14 protein-coding genes are annotated in these 17,866 nt (G+C 63.6%); 7 read left to right on the forward strand and 7 right to left on the reverse strand.

Annotated elements, in window-relative coordinates:
* Nucleotides 1–81: 81 nt before the first annotated feature.
* Nucleotides 82–333: an H-NS family nucleoid-associated regulatory protein gene (locus VSR72_RS14525; protein ID WP_342953027.1), complete on the reverse strand. Its 252-nt coding sequence runs from the start codon at nucleotides 331–333 to the stop codon at nucleotides 82–84.
* Between the two features lie 84 nt (nucleotides 334–417).
* On the reverse strand, nucleotides 418–1,113 hold the full coding sequence (locus VSR72_RS14530; RefSeq protein ID WP_342953028.1) for a cytochrome b/b6 domain-containing protein: 696 nt from the start codon (nucleotides 1,111–1,113) through the stop codon (nucleotides 418–420).
* Between the two features lie 160 nt (nucleotides 1,114–1,273).
* On the opposite strand from VSR72_RS14530, the gene VSR72_RS14535 reads away from it, so the two are divergent.
* On the forward strand, nucleotides 1,274–1,873 hold the full coding sequence (locus VSR72_RS14535; RefSeq protein WP_342953029.1) for a TMEM175 family protein: 600 nt from the start codon (nucleotides 1,274–1,276) through the stop codon (nucleotides 1,871–1,873).
* Between the two features lie 54 nt (nucleotides 1,874–1,927).
* Here VSR72_RS14535 and VSR72_RS14540 read toward each other — a convergent pair whose 3' ends face one another.
* A complete protein-coding gene (locus VSR72_RS14540) occupies nucleotides 1,928–2,506 on the reverse strand; it encodes a DUF4142 domain-containing protein (protein ID WP_342953030.1) in 579 nt (192 codons plus the stop codon).
* A gap of 404 nt (nucleotides 2,507–2,910) precedes the next feature.
* On the opposite strand from VSR72_RS14540, the gene VSR72_RS14545 reads away from it, so the two are divergent.
* Together VSR72_RS14545 and VSR72_RS14550 are read left to right on the forward strand one after the other, a co-directional pair.
* The gene (locus VSR72_RS14545; protein WP_342953031.1) at nucleotides 2,911–4,236 is read left to right on the forward strand and encodes an MFS transporter; all 1,326 of its coding nucleotides are present in this window, start codon (nucleotides 2,911–2,913) and stop codon (nucleotides 4,234–4,236) included.
* Nucleotides 4,237–4,246: 10 nt separating this feature from the next.
* Nucleotides 4,247–5,917, forward strand: coding sequence for an AMP-binding protein (locus VSR72_RS14550; protein ID WP_342953032.1), 1,671 nt, complete (start codon nucleotides 4,247–4,249; stop codon nucleotides 5,915–5,917).
* A 68-nt stretch (nucleotides 5,918–5,985) separates the two neighbouring features.
* Here VSR72_RS14550 and metE read toward each other — a convergent pair whose 3' ends face one another.
* The gene (gene metE / locus VSR72_RS14555) at nucleotides 5,986–8,280 is read right to left on the reverse strand and encodes a 5-methyltetrahydropteroyltriglutamate--homocysteine S-methyltransferase (protein ID WP_342953033.1); all 2,295 of its coding nucleotides are present in this window, start codon (nucleotides 8,278–8,280) and stop codon (nucleotides 5,986–5,988) included.
* A 160-nt stretch (nucleotides 8,281–8,440) separates the two neighbouring features.
* Here metE and VSR72_RS14560 point away from each other — a divergent pair, with 160 nt between their 5' ends.
* The 3 genes from VSR72_RS14560 (at nucleotide 8,441) to VSR72_RS14570 (ending at nucleotide 12,277) form a co-directional block, all read left to right on the forward strand.
* Entirely contained in the window at nucleotides 8,441–9,349 is a 909-nt protein-coding gene (locus VSR72_RS14560) for a LysR family transcriptional regulator (RefSeq protein ID WP_342953034.1), read from the forward strand.
* Between the two features lie 230 nt (nucleotides 9,350–9,579).
* A complete protein-coding gene (locus tag VSR72_RS14565; RefSeq protein ID WP_342953035.1) occupies nucleotides 9,580–10,530 on the forward strand; it encodes a choline ABC transporter substrate-binding protein in 951 nt (316 codons plus the stop codon).
* Between the two features lie 100 nt (nucleotides 10,531–10,630).
* A complete protein-coding gene (locus VSR72_RS14570; RefSeq protein ID WP_342953036.1) occupies nucleotides 10,631–12,277 on the forward strand; it encodes an APC family permease in 1,647 nt (548 codons plus the stop codon).
* Nucleotides 12,278–12,414: 137 nt separating this feature from the next.
* Here the strand turns inward: VSR72_RS14570 and betA are convergent, their stop codons facing one another.
* From betA to betI, 3 genes are read right to left on the reverse strand one after another with little or no spacing between them, the layout of a single operon-like run.
* Entirely contained in the window at nucleotides 12,415–14,148 is a 1,734-nt protein-coding gene (betA, locus tag VSR72_RS14575; RefSeq protein WP_342953037.1) for a choline dehydrogenase, read from the reverse strand.
* An 11-nt stretch (nucleotides 14,149–14,159) separates the two neighbouring features.
* Nucleotides 14,160–15,629, reverse strand: a complete 1,470-nt coding sequence (gene betB, locus VSR72_RS14580; RefSeq protein ID WP_342953038.1) for a betaine-aldehyde dehydrogenase — start codon at nucleotides 15,627–15,629, stop codon at nucleotides 14,160–14,162.
* A gap of 19 nt (nucleotides 15,630–15,648) precedes the next feature.
* The gene (betI, locus tag VSR72_RS14585; RefSeq protein WP_342953039.1) at nucleotides 15,649–16,263 is read right to left on the reverse strand and encodes a transcriptional regulator BetI; all 615 of its coding nucleotides are present in this window, start codon (nucleotides 16,261–16,263) and stop codon (nucleotides 15,649–15,651) included.
* 346 nt (nucleotides 16,264–16,609) lie between these two features.
* Between betI and VSR72_RS14590 the strand changes: the two genes are divergently transcribed.
* Entirely contained in the window at nucleotides 16,610–17,752 is a 1,143-nt protein-coding gene (locus VSR72_RS14590; RefSeq protein ID WP_342953040.1) for a porin, read from the forward strand.
* The last annotated feature ends 114 nt before the right edge of the window (nucleotides 17,753–17,866 follow it).

A 17,866-nucleotide genomic window follows, 5' to 3' on the forward strand; every position in this document is an offset into this window, starting at 1 on the left:
GCCCGCGCGAGCCTGCGCGCGGCGAGGCTTGCGACAGGGCCCTTGCGGCCCTGTTTGCTTTTGATGGGCGCGAGCCGTTGGTCAGGCGTTGTCGCCGAACAAGTCCAGATTGGAACGTTCGCGCTTTTTGCCTTCGTTGCCTTCGGTCGTGCGTGCGCGGCGCGCGGCCTTCTCGCGGCGCGGCTTGCCGAACACCTCGTCGGGTGTGAAGCCGAATTCGGCGATTGCCGCGCGCACGCTGGCCAGCGCCTCGTGCGCCGCTTCGGCGCGCGCCGCTTCGATGCGCTCATCGAGCTCGCGTTTTTGGGCGAGCAATTCGCGGTAGGTAGCCATCGATAATTCTTGTCGAGTGAAAACGAGCCGCTGATTCTACGCGCTGTGCGGGCTTCGCGTGGGGTTTACACCGCACAAGCGGCGTCAAAGATAGGCCGCGAGAAGCGCGACCACGACGGCCGATAGCCCCATCAGCAACGCCGCGAGCCACAGCGACCCGCGCGCGGGCGCGCGCACCGAGGCGGGCAGGCGCTTTTTGCCGCTCAGCATCGGGCCGACGAGATTGTGGCCTTTCACGAGCGCATAGACGGCAATCGCGCACACGTGCAGCACGACCGCCGCCGCGAGCAGATCCCAGCCCCACGCGTGCAGTCCGGCTATCGCATTGGCGATTTTTGCGGGCACGATTTCGCTGAGCGGGCCTTCGTCGGCGATGTCGTTATAGTCGTAGAGGCCGGTGAGCGTTTCGATCAGCAGCAGTGCGAGCAGCAGCAGAACCATCCAGCCGCCCGCTGCGTTGTGGCCCACCTGCACGTCGGGCTCGCGCCGCAACAGGTGGCGCAGATGCTCGATCGCCTTGCGCGGCGAGGCGACAAAGCGCGAGAAGCGCGCGGTCTCACTGCCGAAGCAGCCCCACAGGATGCGAAACAGCACGAGCGCGAGCAGCGTCTCGCCGAGGCGCACGTGCATCTGCATCCAGTTCATGCGCTGCGTGACGTAAGCGGCCGCCACGAGCACAACGGTCAGCCAGTGGAACAGGCGCGTCGGCAGGTCCCAGACGGGCACGCGCCGCTCAGGGTGCTTCGTGCGGTCGCGAGTTGCGGGTGTCGTCGAGTTCATGTGGCGGGGCAGGCGGGCGTGGCGCTCAAGGGCATCATAGGTCAGGATCGCTCGCGCGCCATGTGTCGCTCCGCACATGCCGCCGAGGCTACGTGGCATCGCGCGCCGACTTCGGCCATACTTGCCGCTGCCTTACATCCCTTGCAAGCCGATCCCCCAGATGGAAAAGAACCGACTCGAAGCATTCAGCGATGGCGTGCTCGCCATCATCATCACCATCATGGTGCTGGAACTTAAGGTGCCGCACGGCGAAGATCTCGCCGCGCTCGCGCCGCTCTGGCCGGTTTATCTGAGCTATGTCCTGAGTTTCATCTACGTGGGTATCTACTGGAACAACCATCACCACATGCTGCAAGTGGCGCGCCGCGTGAACGGCTCGGTGCTGTGGGCGAACCTGCATTTGCTGTTCTGGCTTTCGCTGCTGCCGTTCACCACGGGCTGGATGGGCGAGAACGAATTCGGCCGCTGGCCGACCGCGCTTTACGGCGTCAACCTGCTGCTCTGCGCGCTCGCCTACGTCGTGCTGCAATTCACGCTCGTGCGCTATCACGGCACGCAGAGTCCGCTTGCCGTTGCGCTGGGCAACAACGTAAAGGGCAAGATTTCGCCGACGCTCTATTTCGCGGGGTTTGCGCTCGCGGCGCTCGACTATCCGCGCATTGGCGCGTTCTTCTACTTCATCGTCGCGCTGCTGTGGCTCGTGCCCGATCAACGCATGGAACGGCTCGCCCAGGCCGCGGGCGAAAAGAAAGAAGAGTAAACAGCACAGGGGCCGGCGCGCGCGCGGCCGGCCCCGTTGTCCATCACATCGTCATCAGCCTGCCAGGTGCTTGCGCTTGGCGAGTTCCTGAGCCTTGGCGTAGTCGGCCTGGATCACGGGCAGACCTTCCGTAGCGGCCTTCTTGAGCCCCGCATTGCGGCCCGAGGCGATTTCCGCCTGGAACGCCGAGAGCGTTTTCTGCTGGCCAGCCAGCGCGACTTGCTCGATATACGTCTTGTCGAAATCCGCGCCGCGCAGATTGTTGATGCTGCTGAGCACCGCCGCGTCGGGATCGTTGCGCGGCACATCCACGCCACGCGGGCTCGCCGCGCGCATCGAATCGGAAAGCTTCGAATAGTCGGCCACCAGTTTTTCCGCGAAGGCCTTCACTTCGCGGTCGGTCGAGCGCGAGTCGGCAATACGCGCGGCATCGCGCTGCGTGGCGACGGTTTGCGTGCCGTCCTTGATGAAGGCCTGGTCGGCTTCGTGAAGCCGGCCGGGTTCGGCCGAAGTCGAGGCAGAAGCCGCGGCCGTCGTGGCGGGCGCGGGGGTCTGCGCATGGGCGCTCAGCGTAACGGCGCAAAGGCTGGCGGCCGAAGCCGCGATGAGCGAGGCAAGCGAGAGGCGAGTCATGTGAACTCCTATCTGCGTAGTTGGTATCGATAAGCGCGCAAGGCCGTGCGTGGTTTGCGTGCAGCGTTGCGCGCGACCGTCGTGGCGTGGAGAGCCTTGCTGCTCAACGGTCTGAAGGATTCTATGAACTCGATCGCCGTTCAGGTGAAACGATTGCTTCGCTTGTGTAACGGTTGGTAAGAGAGCATGCGAGAGCCATAACGATCCGCGTATTCACATCGACGTCATGCGTTTATGCCAATACGGCGTTTTCCATTCGCGCCAACCGGCGCACAATGTCCCTCGCGCGCTCGTTGCTTCCACAGCGAAAAGTCCCACGATCTGGGCACGAACGCGCTTTGAGTCCCACGAGCGAACGCACAAGCGCACGCAAAAAAAACGTAGGCCAACGAGGAGGAGACAGGATGGACGACAAACTGGTTGCAACCGCATCCACCACGACATCTACCGCCGCAACGACCGCCGCGAATTTTCGCTGGCGCGTGCTGATCTGGCTGCTGTTCGGCGGCATCATCAACTACCTCGATCGCGCGAATCTCGCGATCGCCGCGCCCGGCATGATTCACGACCTCGGCCTCACGCGCACGCAAATCGGCCTGCTTGGCACCGTGTTCGCCTGGACCTACGCCGTGATGCAGTTGCCCGCGGGCTGGATCATCGACCGCTTCGGCGCGAAGCGCGCCTATGCAGTGGGCATGATCTGGTGGAGCGTGGCGACGTGGCTCACCGGCGTAGTCGGCTCGATCTCGGGCCTCATCGTCATGCGCGTGCTGCTCGCCGTGGGCGAGGCGCCGTGCTGGCCCACCTCCGCGAAGATCACGGCGGCGTGGTTTCCCGCCAAGGAACGCGGCTTCGCCACCGGCATCTGGGATTCGTCGTCGAAGTGGGGGCCCGCGCTCGCGCCCGCCGTGCTGGTCGCGTTGATGATCGCGTTCGGCTGGCGCTCGCTCTTTCACGTGACGGGCGCCATCGGCATCGTCTTTGCCGTGCTGTTCCTCTTTCTCTATCGCAACCCCGCGCAGAGCAAGCGGCTCACGCGCGAGGAGTTCGCCTATATCGAAGCGGGCGGCGGCGGCCACGAGCGTTCGCTCACCACCGCGCCCATTCGCTGGCGCGCGCTGTTCGCCGAGCGCAGCGTGTGGGGCATGATCTTCGGCTACTTTTGCGCGATCTGGCTGTGGAATATCTTCCTTGTGTTCCTGCCGCTCTATCTGCTCGACCGGTTTCATATTTCGTTCGCACAACTGGGCATATACGCGAGCATTCCGTGGTTCGGCGGCGCGGCGGGCGAGATCGCCGCTGGCTGGATCGCGAAGAAGCTCGTGGATCGTCATGTGGCTTCACCCATGGTGGCCAAGCGCATGCTGATCGTGGTGGGCGCGATTGGCGCGGGCGTGTGCGCGGCGGCGCTGCCGTTCGCGGGCACGATAGGCGCGAGCGTTACGCTGATGACGCTGGGGCTGGCATTCATCGCCGCCACCATCGGCAACGCATGGGCGCTCGCCGCCGACATTGCCCCGTCTTCGATGGTCGCTTCCGTGAGCGCGATCCAGAATTTCGGCGGCTATTTCGGCGGGGCGTTCTCGCCGGTCGTGGCGGGTTTTATCGTCGACCGCACGGGATCGTATTCGCTGGCGTTCATCATGGGCGGTGCGATTGCGGGTTGCGCAGCGCTGTTCTACTGGTTCATGGTGCGCAGTACGGTGGGCCAGCCTGCGGATGTAGCTTGAGGAGACGAACGTGAACGCCTACGAAAGTTTCCCCTGGCGCGCGCTATACGACACCGGCGTCGAAGCGAATCCTCAGCAAGACTATACGAACGGACTCGACATGTTTGCCGCGGCGCTCGCCCACGCGCCGCACGAAAGCGCGCTGCTTTACTTCGACGGCAGGCTCGACTGGCAGGCGCTCGACGCATGGAGCGACCGCATCGCCTGCGTCCTGCTGGACGAAGGCGTGCAATGCGGCGACCGTGTGGCGCTTTATCTGCAGAACGTGCCGCAGTTCGTGATGGCATTGCTCGGCATATGGAAGGCGGGCGCCGTGATGGTGCCGGTCAATCCCATGAACCGGGCGCGCGAACTCAAACTGCTGCTCGACGATTCGCAAACGCGCGTGCTGATTTGCGACGCCACGCTCGAAAGTCAAGTCGTTCGCGAAGTGATGGCGAGCATCGAAGCCGAGGGCAAAACCGCACCGCGCGTACTCACTACCCACGCGCGTGCGCTCCAGACACGCGACGATCCGCGCGTATTCGGCACACAGCGCGAGGAAAACCGTGCAGGCGAGGGCGCCCGCGATCTGTTGCACGCAGCGCAGGCGGTGCAGCAAGGGCGCAAGCCGCCGCCGATCGCGCTGGCGGCGAATGATCCCGCCATGCTCGTCTATACCTCGGGCACGAGCGGCCGCCCGAAAGGCGCGATCTGCACGCACGGCAATTTCGCGTTCAACTCGCAAACGTACCGCGATTTCTGCGGCCTGCGCGAAGGCGGCCCGATACTCGGTGTGGCGCCGCTCTTTCACATTACCGGCCTGGTTGGCCATATCGGCGCGGCGTGGATTGCGCGCGCGCCGCTCATCCTCACGCACCGCTTCGATCCGGCCGCGACGCTCGACGCCATCGAGGAACACCGCGCGGAGTTCACGATAGGCGCGATCACAGTGTTCATCGCGCTGCTCCATCACGCCGATGCGACCCGCGAGAAATTCGCGACGCTCACGAAGATCTATTCGGGCGGCGCGCCGATTGCGCCCAGCGTGGTGGAGGCGTTTCGCGCGAAGTTCGGTCATGTGATCCACGGCGCGTATGGGCTTACCGAAACGAACTCGCCCACGCATATGGTGCCGCTCGCCAGGATGGCGCCCGTCGATCCGAACAGTGGCGCGCTGGCCATGGGCGTGCCGGTTCCAGGCGCCGAAGCGGCGATCGTCGACGATGACGGGCACATGCTCGCTGCCGGTGAAACGGGCGAGATCGTCTGCCGCGGGCCGATGGTCGTGCCCGGCTACTGGAACAATCCCGCAGAGACGGCCAACGCGTTTCGCGGCGGCTGGTTCCATACCGGCGACGTCGGCTTCATGGACGAAGCGGGCTGGTTCTATCTCGTCGATCGCAAGAAGGACATGATCAACGCGGCCGGCTACAAGGTCTGGCCTCGCGAGGTGGAAGACGTGCTTTACGGGCATCCCGCCGTGCGCGAAGCGGCCGTGGTGGGCGTGCCCGATGCGTATCGCGGCGAGACCGTGAAAGCCGTAGTGAGCCTGCGTGCGGGGGCAGTGACCGACGCAGCGGAACTGATCGCGTTCTGCAAGGCGCGCATGGCGGCGTACAAATACCCGCGCATCGTCGAGTTCCGCGACGAATTGCCGAAGACAGCGACGGGGAAGATATTGCGGCGGGAATTAAGGTAACAGTCGCACCAATGGTTGTGCGCGCAACATGCGCCCCGAGCCTCGGGGCGCATGTAACGGCTTGGGCCTTATAGCACCTGTGCGCGCAGCGCCTTCGCGGCGGCGACCATGTTGGTCAGTGCCGGAATCACCTCGGCCCACTGACGCGTCTTCAGACCGCAATCAGGGTTGACCCACAAACGCTCGGCCGGAACACGCTCGGCGGCCTTCTGCATCAGTTGCACAATATGCGCTTCGGTCGGGATGTTCGGCGAGTGAATGTCGTACACGCCCGGCCCGATTTCGTTCGGATACTTGAAGTTGTCGAACGCGTCGAGCAGCTCCATGTCCGAGCGAGACGTTTCGATCGTAATCACATCCGCATCCATATCGGCGATCGACGCGATGATGTCGTTGAACTCCGAATAGCACATGTGCGTGTGAATTTGCGTGTCGTCTTCCACGCCGTTCGCCGTGATGCGGAACGACTCCACCGCCCAGCGCAGGTATTCGCCCCACTGCGCGCGGCGCAGCGGCAGACCTTCGCGCAGCGCAGCCTCGTCGATCTGGATCACGCCCACGCCGGCCTTCTCCAGGTCGAGCACTTCTTGGCGGATGGCGAGCGCAAGCTGGTAGCAGGAGACCGAACGCGGCTGGTCGTCACGCACGAAAGACCAGTTGAGGATCGTCACCGGGCCCGTGAGCATGCCCTTCATGGGCTTGATCGTGAGCGACTGCGCGTAGGTGGTCCACTCGACCGTCATCGCCTTCGGGCGGCTGATGTCGCCGAACAGGATGGGCGGCTTGACGCAGCGCGAGCCGTACGACTGCACCCAGCCGAACTGGCTGAACGCGTAGCCGTCGAGGTGTTCGCCGAAGTATTCGACCATGTCGTTGCGCTCCGCTTCGCCGTGCACGAGCACGTCGAGGCCCAGTTGCTCCTGCTCGCGCACGCTGCGCTCGATCTCGGCGCGCATGGCGGCCCGGTAACTCGCGGTGTCGAGCGCACCGCTCTTGAACTGGCTGCGCGCCTGGCGGATCTCCGCCGTTTGCGGGAACGAGCCGATCGTGGTGGTCGGGAACGCGGGCAACTTCAGGCGCTCAGCCTGCTTCGCGGCGCGCTCGGCGTAAGCGTGCTGGCGATTGCCAAGCTGCGCGTCGATGCGAGCGATTGCGGCCTTCACCAGCGGGTCGTTCACACGCGGCGACTGACGTCGCGCTTGAACGGCTGCCGCGTTCGCGGCGAGTTCGCCGGGGACCTTGTCACGGCCAGCGTTCAGGGCCGTGGCGAGCACCTTCACTTCGTCGAGCTTTTGCAGCGCGAATGCGAGCCACGAACGGATTTCCGGGTCGAGCTTCGCTTCGCTCGCGAGATCCACCGGCACGTGCAGCAGCGAGCACGAAGGCGCGATCCAGAGGCGTTCGCCCAGTTGCTTCGCGAGCGGCTCGAGCCATTCGAGCGCCGCGTTCAGGTCCGTCTTCCAGATGTTGCGGCCGTTGATCGCGCCAACCGAAAGCACGCTATGCGCAGGCATTTTATGTGCGGCCAGTGCGACCTCCGCACGGGCGTTGATCGCATCGAGATGCAGACCGTCGACGGGCAGCGAACACGCGAGGTCGAGATTATCCTGTAGTTCTCCGAAGTAGGTGGCCAGCAGCAGCTTGACGCTGCGCAGCTCGAAGCCTTCATATGCCGTCGAGAACGCGGCGCGCCATGCGGGATCGAGTTCGGTCACGAGAATCGGCTCGTCGATCTGCACCCACTCGACGTCCATCACGCGGAAGTAGTCGAGCAGCGCGCGGTACACGGGCATGATGCGCGGCAGCAGCGCGAGCTTGTCCGAGTTGTCCTTGGCCTTGCCGAGCCACAGGTACGTGAGCGGCCCGATGATCACCGGCTTGGCCTTCACGCCCAGTTCGCGCGCTTCACGCAGCTGTTCGGAAAGGCGCGACGTGTCGAGGTTGAACTGCGTATCGGCGGTGAATTCGGGGACGATGTAGTGATAGTTCGTGTCGAACCACTTCGTCATTTCGCCGGCCGCGACGCCGCCGCAGCAAGCGGCGTGTTCTTCGGCGCCTGCGGTCGAGCGGCCACGCGCCACGCGGAAGTAGTTGTCGAGCTTGTCGCCGTGGAAGCCCTGCACGCGCTCGGGCAGGTTGCCGAGCGTGAAGCTCATGTCGAGCACCTGGTCGTAGAACGCGAAGTCGCCGGCGGGCACAAGGTCGAGACCCCGCTGGTTCTCCCAGTGGCGTGCGCGCAGTTGCACGCCGAGCGCCTTCAGTTCGTCGCGTGAGGATTCGCCCTTCCAGTAGCGTTCCAGGCCGAATTTGAGTTCACGCTTCGCGCCGATGCGCGGAAAGCCGAGGTTGTGCGTGGTGACCATGTGCGTTTGCCGTCCGAAATGAAAATGCTGAAAACGATCCAGAGTGGCAGCGATGATAGAGGTATCGGACGATGAAAAAAAATGGCATTATTTCATCCATCCATTAGTTTTCTTCATCTGTCGCCAGATCGGCGCGGGATGCTCCGGTTTTTCCTTTCTTATGCTCGAACGCGTTCATCTTGTCATCGTCCGCGAAGTCGCCCGCCAGGGCTCGCTTACCGCAGCGGCGGAGTCGCTTTTCCTCACGCAATCGGCGTTGAGCCATACGGTCAAGAAAATCGAACAGCAACTCGGCACCCAGATCTGGGACCGCGAGGGCCGCAGCTTGCGTCTCACGCAGGCCGGGCAGTACCTGCTTTCTTTGGCTGAACGGCTCTTGCCCCAGTTCGAACTCGCGGAAGAGCGCATGAAGCAATATGCGGCTGGCGAGCGCGGCACGCTGCGCATCGGTATGGAATGCGCACCGTGCTATCAGTGGCTGCTCAAGGTGGTGTCGCCGTATCTGGCGCGCTGGCCCGACGTCGACGTGGACGTGAAGCAGCGCTTTCAGTTTGGCGGTATCGGCGCGTTGATCGGCTATGACATCGACGTGCTGGTGACGCCCGATCCGCTCATCCGGCCCGGACTGCGTTTCGATCCGGTGTTCGACTACGAACAGGTGCTGGTGGTTGCGGAAGACCATCGGCTTGCGAACGTGCGCTATGTGAAGCCTGAGCAGCTCATCGACGAAACGCTCATCACGTATCCCGTGGATACCGACCGGCTCGATATCTACAACCAGTTTCTGCGGCCCGCGAACATCACGCCGCGCCGCCACAAGACGATCGAGACGACGGACATCATGCTGCAGATGGTCGCGAGCCATCGCGGAGTGGCCGCGTTGCCGCGATGGCTCGCGGAAGAATACGCAGACCGCATGCCACTCGCGATCGTGAAGCTCGGCAAGCAGGGCATAGCGAAGCAAATTTTTCTCGGCACACGGGAAGGCGACGCCGTGGTCGATTACCTGAAATCCTTCGTTGAGTTCGCGCGCGACCCTGCGTGGCAAACGCCGCGCGTACGAGGCTGAGGCGGCGCGGCATGGATTACATTTAGAAAATGAAAGGAACGCGGACGAAGTTCGTATATTGATCGTTCAATTAACTTAAAGCCGCTGTGCATCGGCCATCGCTGGAATCGCTTGTCGCTTCTGCGCAATTGCTCGTCGCAATTGCTACGTTAGTCCGCTTTTTGCCGGACAACTATGTGTCATGAGACTTCATGACCCCGCGACGCAGTTCGATTCCTGAGGAGATGACGATGTGCCGATTCCCCCTGCTTAAGACCGGCGCGCTCGCGTGCGCTGCGATTCTCTGTGCCAACGCCTATGCGGCCGATCCCGCCACGTGCAAGGACGTGCGCTTCGCCGACGTGGGCTGGACCGATATCGCGGCGACCACGGGTGTCGCATCGACGATCCTCGGCGCCCTCGGCTACACGCCGACGAAAACGATCGCCTCGGTGCCGATCACGTTCGCAGGGCTCAAGAGCAAGCAGATCGACGTGTTCCTCGGCTACTGGTCGCCGACCATGGACCCGATCATCGAACCTTTCACGAAGTCGGGCTCGATCAAGGTCCTTTCGACGCCGAATCTCACCGGCGCGAAATACACGCTCGCCGTTCCCGATTACGTCTACCAGGGCGGCCTGAAATCGTTCCAGGACATTGCGAAATTCGCGGACAAGCTGCAAGGGCGCATTTACGGCATCGAACCCGGCAATGATGGCAACGCGCTGATCCAGAAGATGATCGGCGCGAACCAGTACGGCCTCGGCAAATTCAAGCTCGTCGAATCGAGCGAGGCGGGGATGCTCGTGCAGGTCAACCGCGCCGTGCGCGAAAAGCAATGGATCGTGTTCCTCGGTTGGGAGCCGCATCCGATGAACGTGCAGATGAAGATCGACTACCTCTCAGGCGGCGACGCGGTGTTCGGACCCGACTACGGCGCGGCACGCGTGCTGACCGCGGAACCGCCGGACTATGCGGCGCGCTGCCCGAACGTGGCGAAGTTCGTCTCCAACCTGCAGTTCACGACCGCCATCGAGAACCATTTGATGGTGCCGATCGCCAACAAGGAAGACCCCAACAAGGCCGCCGCCGACTGGCTGCGCGGCAACCCGCAGGTGCTCGACAACTGGCTCGCGGGCGTGACCACGCTGGACGGCAAGCCGGGCCTGCCAGCCGTGCGCGCGTCGCTTGGCGTGCACTGACGCGCCTCTCGTCCGCGGTGAAAGCCGCGGACATCCCTGCGGTACATCCCTATTTGCGCGGCAATTTTGGTCGATTAGCGTTCAAAAGAGGAGGAGGCAGATGGAGCAAGCGGGAATCGGTACACGCGGCGTAGAGGAGAGCGCCGCGCGAGACAGTCATGGCCATGCGCTGCAACGTGGCCTCACATGGAAAGATGCGTTCTGGGTGACGAGCGGCGTGCCCGCGGGCGTGCTGTTCACGATCGGCGGCGTTTGCGCGACCATCGGCCAGCCGGCGTGGGCCATCTGGATCGCGTCGATCACGATGGGCCTCGTGCAAAGCGCCACATACGCCGAGATTTCAGGGCTCTTTCCGCACAAGTCGGGCGGTGCTTCGGTGTACGGAGCAATTGGCTGGGTGCGCTACAGCAAGATGATCGCGCCGGTTTCCGTGTGGTGTAACTGGCTCGCCTGGTCGCCCATGCTGGCGCTGGGTTGCGGACTTGCAGCGAATTACGCGCTAGCCACGCTGTTTGCGCCGGACGCGGCCATCCTTCAGTGGCACTGGACGCTCGCCAACCTGGACTTCATCAAGCCGGGCCTCACGCTGCGCATCAACGCCACGTTCCTGATTGCAGCAGCCTTTCTGCTCATCACATTCCGGCTTCAGCATAGCGGCGCTTCGAAGGCCGCGAAGACGCAGAAGATTCTCGGCATCGCGTCACTCACGCCGCTTTTGATCGTCGGGCTCGTGCCGTTCGTTACCGGCGATGTTCCCGCGAAGCATCTTTTTCCGCTGCTGCCTCTAGGGCATGACGCGCACGGCAATCTCACTGCGGCGGTCTTCGGCTCATGGAATGGGCAGGGCGTGGTCATGGCGCTGGGCGCGATGTTCATGGCCGGATGGGCTTCGTACGGCTTCGAAACGGCGGTCTGCTATACGCGCGAGTTTCGCGACCCACGGCGCGATACGGCGAGGGCGATATTCTGGTCGGGCGCGCTTTGTCTCGTCGTGATGACGCTCGTTCCGCTCGCGTTTCAGGGCACGCTCGGCACGGCGATGATGCTCGATCCGCGCATTGGCGACGGCACGGGCGTCGGCACCGCGATGGCCGCGATGGTGGGCGGCGGCGCGTGGGTGGGCAACGCCGTGGTGGTGATGCTGATGCTCTCCATTCTGCTCATCGTGATGACGTCGATGATGGGCTCGTCGCGTACGCTCTATCAGGCTTCGGTGGACGGTTGGCTGCCGCGCTACCTCTCACGCGTGAACGAGCATGGCGCGCCAACGGCGGCGATGTGGACCGATCTCGGCTTCAACCTCGTGCTGCTCGCGATGTCGGACTATATGACGGTGCTGTCGATTTCGAACGTCTGTTATATGTTGTTCGTTTTCCTTAACTTACAGTCGGGGTGGATTCATCGGATGGACCGTGGCGCGTGGGCGCGTCCTTTCCGGTGCCCGACATGGCTGCTCGCGCTGGGTGCGCTGTGCGGCTATGCGAACCTGGTGTTCGTGGGCGCTGGCGCGAATCTGCAAGGCGAGGGCACGCTACGCGATGGCCTTATTGCCATGCTGCTGATCGTGCCGGTGTTTGCTTTCCGCCATTATTGGCAGGATCGCGGGCGGTTTCCGGCGGGCAGTGCGCTCGATATGGAAGTGAGCGTGCCCGTGCGCAGCCGGTGGTTGAGTCTCGCGCCTTATGGTGCGCTCGTGGTTGCAGCGCTGACGATCGCGGTTTCGCATTGGCTGGCTGCTTCGGTCTGAGTTGGCTTCAGTGTTGGCGGCATCATGCGGCTTGGCCGCTTGATGCCGTTTTTTTTTGCGGCCTTGAGCGCGCCCAAAGAAAAAAGCCGGAGTCGGCGCGCTGTCCTCGCGCGCCGACTCCGGCCATTGAGCGCTTCTTAAAGCGTCACGCTGTGCGAGCGTTCCTTCTCCGCACGTGATGCGGCATCCGCCACAGAGAACCCCGCCCCCCTCGCCGGCGCCCCGTTCGCCACAAAATACGGCGCATTCGATCGCGCCAGCGCCTCACGCCCGCGAATCCGGTCCGCGATCTTCTCCGCCATCATGATCGTCGGTGCATTGAGGTTGCCGGTGGTGATGAGCGGCATGATCGACGCATCCACCACGCGCAGCCCGTCGAGTCCGTGCACGCGACCTTCGCCATCCACCACGGCCATGTCGTCGTAACCCATCGCACACGAACACGACGGGTGGTAGGCGGTTTCCGCGCGGTTGCGCACGAAATCATCGATCTCCGAATCGCTCTTTAGTGCCGCACCGGGGTTCAACTCGCGTCCGCGAAACCGATCGAGCGCGGGCTGCGCAATGATTTCGCGCGTAATGCGAATCGCGTCACGGAACTCGCGCCAGTCGAGCGCTTCGGCCATATAGTTGAAGAGAATCGACGGATGCTGGCGCGGATCGCGCGAGCGCAGTTTCACGCGCCCGCGGCTCGGCGAGCGCATCGAGCCTACGTGTGCCTGGAAGCCGTGCATCTTGATCGCATTGCTGCCGTTGTAATTGATCGCAACGGGCAGAAAGTGATACTGAAGGTTCGGCCAAGGATCGTCGTCGCGCGTGCGGATGAAGCCGCCCGCCTCGAAATGATTGCTCGCGCCAATGCCGGTGCCGCGCAGCATCCATTCAACGCCAATAGCAGGTTGGTTACGCATGAGGAGCGCAGGGTAGAGCGAAACCGGTTCCGTGCACTCATACTGCATGTACATTTCCAGGTGGTCCTGAAGATTTTGCCCCACGCCGGGCAGATCGAACACAACAGGAATGTCCAGCTCACGCAGCCATGCACCGGGGCCAACGCCCGAGCGCTGCAGAATCTGCGGCGAGGCGATCGCGCCCGCGCACAGCAGCACTTCGCGGCGCGCGTAACGTGTCACGCGCGCGGGCCCATCGAGAAAGACAACACCGCACGCGCGCTTGCCGCTGAACAGAATGCGGTCGGTCACGGCGTGCGTGACGATATCGATGTTCGGCCGATGCTTTGCCTGATCCAGATAGCCACGCGCGGTGCTCGCGCGCCGGCCTTTGGCGGTCACGGTGCGGTCCATCGGCCCGAAGCCTTCCTGGCGGTAGCCGTTGAGGTCGTCGGTGCGCGGGTAGCCTGCCTGCACGCCCGCCTCGATCATCGCCTCGAAGAGCGGATTCACACCCGGCTTGCTCGTCGTCACGTGCACGGGACCTTCGCCGCCGTGATAGTCGTTCGCGCCGATATCGCGCGTTTCGGCCTTGCGGAAATAGGGCAGGCAGTCCAGATAGCTCCAGTTTTCCAGCCCTTTGCGTTCGGCCCAGCCGTCGTAATCGAGCGCATTGCCACGGATATAGCACATGCCGTTGATGAGCGACGATCCGCCCAGCCCCTTGCCGCGCCCGCACTCCATGCGCCGGTTGTTCATATGCGGCTCGGGATCGGTTTCGTAGGCCCAGTTGTAGCGGCGGCCCTGCAACGGATAAGCGAGCGCCGCCGGCATCTGCGTGCGGAAATCGAAACGGTAGTCGGGGCCGCCGGCTTCGAGCAGCAGCACTGTTGCGTCCCGATCTTCGGTGAGACGCGTGGCAAGCACGTTGCCCGCCGATCCTGCGCCGATGATGATGTAGTCGTACTCTTGCGCTGCCATGCAGGACTCCCTCAGAAAACGGGCTGATACGGTCCCAGTTCCACCTGGACGGATTTGATGCGCGTGTAGTGCTCGAGCGTGGTGATGCCGTTTTCGCGGCCCACGCCCGATTGCTTGTAGCCGCCCACGGGCATTTCGGCGGGCGACTCGCCCCACGTGTTGATCCAGCAGATACCGGCCTCGAGCCGATGAATCACGCGGTGCGCACGCGAGAGGCTTTCGGTCACGACACCGGCGGCCAGGCCGTAAAGCGATTCGTTGGCACGTGCGATGACTTCGGTTTCGTTGGCGAAGGCGAGAATGCTCATCACCGGCCCGAAGATTTCTTCCTGCACGATGCGCATGTCGTCGCGGCAACCGGAGAACACCGTCGGCTCCACGTACTGGCCGCGCGCGAAATCGCCTTGCGTGAGGCGTGCTCCGCCCGCGATCAGCCGCGCGCCTTCGCGCTTGCCGCTCTCGATATAGCCGAGCACCTTGTCGAGTTGCGCGGCGCTCGCAAGCGGTCCGAAGTTGGTGGCGGGGTCGGCGGGATTACCCACGCGGATGCGCTTCACGCGTTCGAGCACGCGCGCTTCGAATGCGGCAATCACCGATTGATGGACAAATACGCGCGTGGCGTTGGTGCACACCTGGCCCGCGCTGAAGAAGTTGGCGGTCACGGCGATATCGGCGGCGCGATCGAGGTCGGCGTCTTCGAAGACGATGAGCGGCGACTTGCCGCCCAGTTCCATCGTGACTTCCTTGAGCGTGGAGCCGCCCGCGGCCGCCATGACCTTCTTGCCGGTTTCGACGCCGCCCGTAAACGAAATCTTCTCGATGCCCGGATGCACGCTCAGCATCGCGCCAACACGTCCGTCGCCGTGCACCACGTTGAATACGCCGGGCGGCACGCCGGCCTCGATATAGATCTCAGCGAGTTTCGAGGCGGATAGCGGGGTAATTTCGCTCGGCTTGAAGATCATCGCGTTGCCGGCGGCAAGCGCGGGCGCCGACTTCCAGCAGGCAATCTGCAGCGGGTAGTTCCATGCACCAATGCCCGCCGTCACACCCAGCGGTTCGCGCCGCGTGTAGACGAACGAGCTCTCGCGCAGCGGAATCTGCTGGCCTTCGAGTGCGGGCGCGAGGCCCGCGTAGTACTCGATCACGTCGGCGCCGGTGACGACGTCCACGCTGCGCGTTTCGGCGATGGGCTTGCCTGTGTCGCGGGTTTCGAGGGCCGCGAGTTCGTCGTTGCGCTCGCGCAGCAGTTCGACCGCGCGCCGCAACACACGCGAGCGCTGCATGGCCGTCATGGCCGCCCAGACGCGTTGGCCCGCTCGCGCCGATTGCACGGCGCGGTCGATATCGGCGGCGCTCGCGTGCTGCACGGTGGCGAGCCGCGTGCAGGTGGCGGGATCGTAGGTGTCGAACGTCTCGCCGCTGGTGGCGTCGCTGTAGGCGCCGTCGATGAAGAGGCGTTGCAGGGGAAAGAGGGACATCGATTGGCTCCGAACCGGGTTATTTGGCCGACTTGCCGGAGCGCGGCTTGGCGCGCGCTTCGAGCAGCAGGTCGATGTAGTCGTTGGCCACGCGCAGCGCGGCCTTCGTGTCGAATGGTTCGCCCGTGAGCGCGCCGCGCAGCCAGAGGCCGTCGATCAATGCGGCGAGTCCGCTTGCGGCGCGCCGGGCGGTTGCGCCCGGCAACACCTTTTCGAATTCCGCGCAAAGGTTCGAATGGAGCCGCCGCGTGTTGACGCGCTGCAGCCGGCGCAGCGCGGGCTGATGCATGCTCTCGGTCCAAAACGCGAGCCACGTCTTCATGACGGGCGAGTTCACCTGCGAAACGTCGAAATTTGCCGCGACGATGGCGCGCAACCGCGCGCGCGGATCGTCTTTCGCTGCGAGACGACGCCGCACCGTGGCTTCCCAGAGGTCGTGCAGCACGTGGCGCATGGTGGCTTCGAGCAGGCCGTCCTTGCCGCCGAAATAGTGACTGACGATGCCAGTGGAGATCTTCGCGTGCTGCGCGACGGTGGCGAGCGTCGTGCCCGAGAGCCCCGACTGGTCGATCGATTGCAGGGTGGCGTCGATGAGTTGCGCGCGACGCACGTCGCGCATTCCGATCTTGGGCATGGCAATTCCGGGCGATTCGGGGAGGTTTCCACTCTAGGTATTTTTTATTGAATGTTCAATCAATAAAAACGTAGAAATGGCGGGATCGGCGCATTTTACAAAGTCCGCGTCGGATTACCGATGATCGCGCTTCCGGAACCGCTCGCGAGGCCCGCCAGATAACGGTTTGCGCCTGTTTTGCAGGGGTTTTCCTGCTGCTGGCGTGTCGCGTTAGCGCCAGCGCGTGTCGTGTCTGCGCAAGTCGGCTGAGATTTGGACTTGTACGTTTTGATCCACCGCGCAAGGTGCAATGCCTTTGCGGCGCGGCCCGACAACCTGTATCGCCAGACAAGAGAGACCCGACATCATGAGAAAACTGAAAGCGGTGGCACTGAGCGGCATCGCGGTGGCAGTGAGCGCTGTCTCGAACGCAAGCCATGCCCAAAGCAGCGTCACGTTGTACGGGATCATCGACGCGGGCGTGACGTACGTGAGCAATGCGGGCGGCTCGCATCAAACGAAATTCGACGACGGCATTGCGCAGGCGAACCGCTGGGGCCTCAAGGGCACGGAGGATCTCGGCGGCGGGTTGAAGGCCGTGTTTCAACTGGAAAGCGGCTTTCACCTGGGCAACGGACAGATCGCCAACGGCGGCTCGCTTTTCGGCCGTGTCGCTTATGTCGGACTCCAGAACGATTGGGGAGCGCTCACGTTCGGCAATCAGGCCGACATGACACAGGAGTTCGTCTACCTCTACAACGTCACGGCGTGGGCGAGCGGCTACGCGATCAACCAGGGCGACTTCGACCGCATGAACGGCGACCATCTGCCGAACTCCGTGAAGTTCATGTCGAACACGTTCGGCGGATTCCAGTTCGGCGGCATGTACTCGTTCAGCAACACGCCGGGCGACTTTCACACCGGCAGCGCCTGGAGCGTGGGCGCGCAGTACCAGAACGGCCCGTTCGCGATGGGCACTGCCTATACCCAGCTAAACAACCCTTCGGGCATCTACGCCTTCGACCCGTACAACATGATCGGCGTGCGCACGTTCTTCGGCAGACCAACCGTAAGCGTCGATCCGGCCACCGGCGCGGTCAGCTCGCTCTACTCGGAAACACCGTTCCCCGTGGACAAGCAGGCCACCTTCGGCGCCGGCGCGAGCTACGCCATCGGCAACGTCACGCTCATGGGCGCTTTCACGTACACGCAGATCAAGGCATTCGGCGCAAGCGAGCACATGCAGGTGGGCGAAGGCGGCGCGAACTGGCAGGTCACCCCTGCGCTCAGCGTGGCGGGCGGTTACCAGTACACCCACTTCGACGGCCATCACTGGAATCAGCTTTCGGCGGGGATGCATTACCTGCTTTCGAAGCGCACGGACGTGTACATCTCGGGCGACTGGCTCAAAGCCTCGCAGGGTGTGGACGCCGTGATCGGCTATAGCTTCACGCCGTCTTCCACCACCACCCAGGCAGACGTGCGCATTGGCTTGCGTCATCAGTTTTAAGCGGTCATGCGGGTGTTTCTTCGCCGCAAAACATCGGGAAAACCCGCAGTAAAACCCAGGCGTTACGTCCGCGCGAGTCGCCGGAAGCCCCGGCTGGCGAGGCCGTCCAACAGC

This window comes from Paraburkholderia sp. JHI869 (assembly GCF_038900775.1).
In the GTDB taxonomy this organism is placed as follows: Bacteria; Pseudomonadota; Gammaproteobacteria; order Burkholderiales; family Burkholderiaceae; genus Paraburkholderia.

Excerpts from the sequence above, each read along its gene's own strand:
- VSR72_RS14525 (WP_342953027.1), bottom strand. The coding sequence starts at position 333 with ATGGCTACCTACCGCGAATTGCTCGCCCAAAAACGCGAGCTCGATGAG.
- VSR72_RS14530 (WP_342953028.1), bottom strand. The coding sequence starts at position 1,113 with ATGAACTCGACGACACCCGCAACTCGCGACCGCACGAAGCACCCTGAG.
- VSR72_RS14535 (WP_342953029.1), top strand. The coding sequence starts at position 1,274 with ATGGAAAAGAACCGACTCGAAGCATTCAGCGATGGCGTGCTCGCCATC.
- VSR72_RS14540 (WP_342953030.1), bottom strand. The coding sequence starts at position 2,506 with ATGACTCGCCTCTCGCTTGCCTCGCTCATCGCGGCTTCGGCCGCCAGC.
- VSR72_RS14545 (WP_342953031.1), top strand. The coding sequence starts at position 2,911 with ATGGACGACAAACTGGTTGCAACCGCATCCACCACGACATCTACCGCC.
- metE (WP_342953033.1), bottom strand. The coding sequence starts at position 8,280 with ATGGTCACCACGCACAACCTCGGCTTTCCGCGCATCGGCGCGAAGCGT.
- VSR72_RS14560 (WP_342953034.1), top strand. The coding sequence starts at position 8,441 with ATGCTCGAACGCGTTCATCTTGTCATCGTCCGCGAAGTCGCCCGCCAG.
- VSR72_RS14565 (WP_342953035.1), top strand. The coding sequence starts at position 9,580 with ATGTGCCGATTCCCCCTGCTTAAGACCGGCGCGCTCGCGTGCGCTGCG.
- VSR72_RS14570 (WP_342953036.1), top strand. The coding sequence starts at position 10,631 with ATGGAGCAAGCGGGAATCGGTACACGCGGCGTAGAGGAGAGCGCCGCG.
- betA (WP_342953037.1), bottom strand. The coding sequence starts at position 14,148 with ATGGCAGCGCAAGAGTACGACTACATCATCATCGGCGCAGGATCGGCG.
- betB (WP_342953038.1), bottom strand. The coding sequence starts at position 15,629 with ATGTCCCTCTTTCCCCTGCAACGCCTCTTCATCGACGGCGCCTACAGC.
- betI (WP_342953039.1), bottom strand. The coding sequence starts at position 16,263 with ATGCCCAAGATCGGAATGCGCGACGTGCGTCGCGCGCAACTCATCGAC.
- VSR72_RS14590 (WP_342953040.1), top strand. The coding sequence starts at position 16,610 with ATGAGAAAACTGAAAGCGGTGGCACTGAGCGGCATCGCGGTGGCAGTG.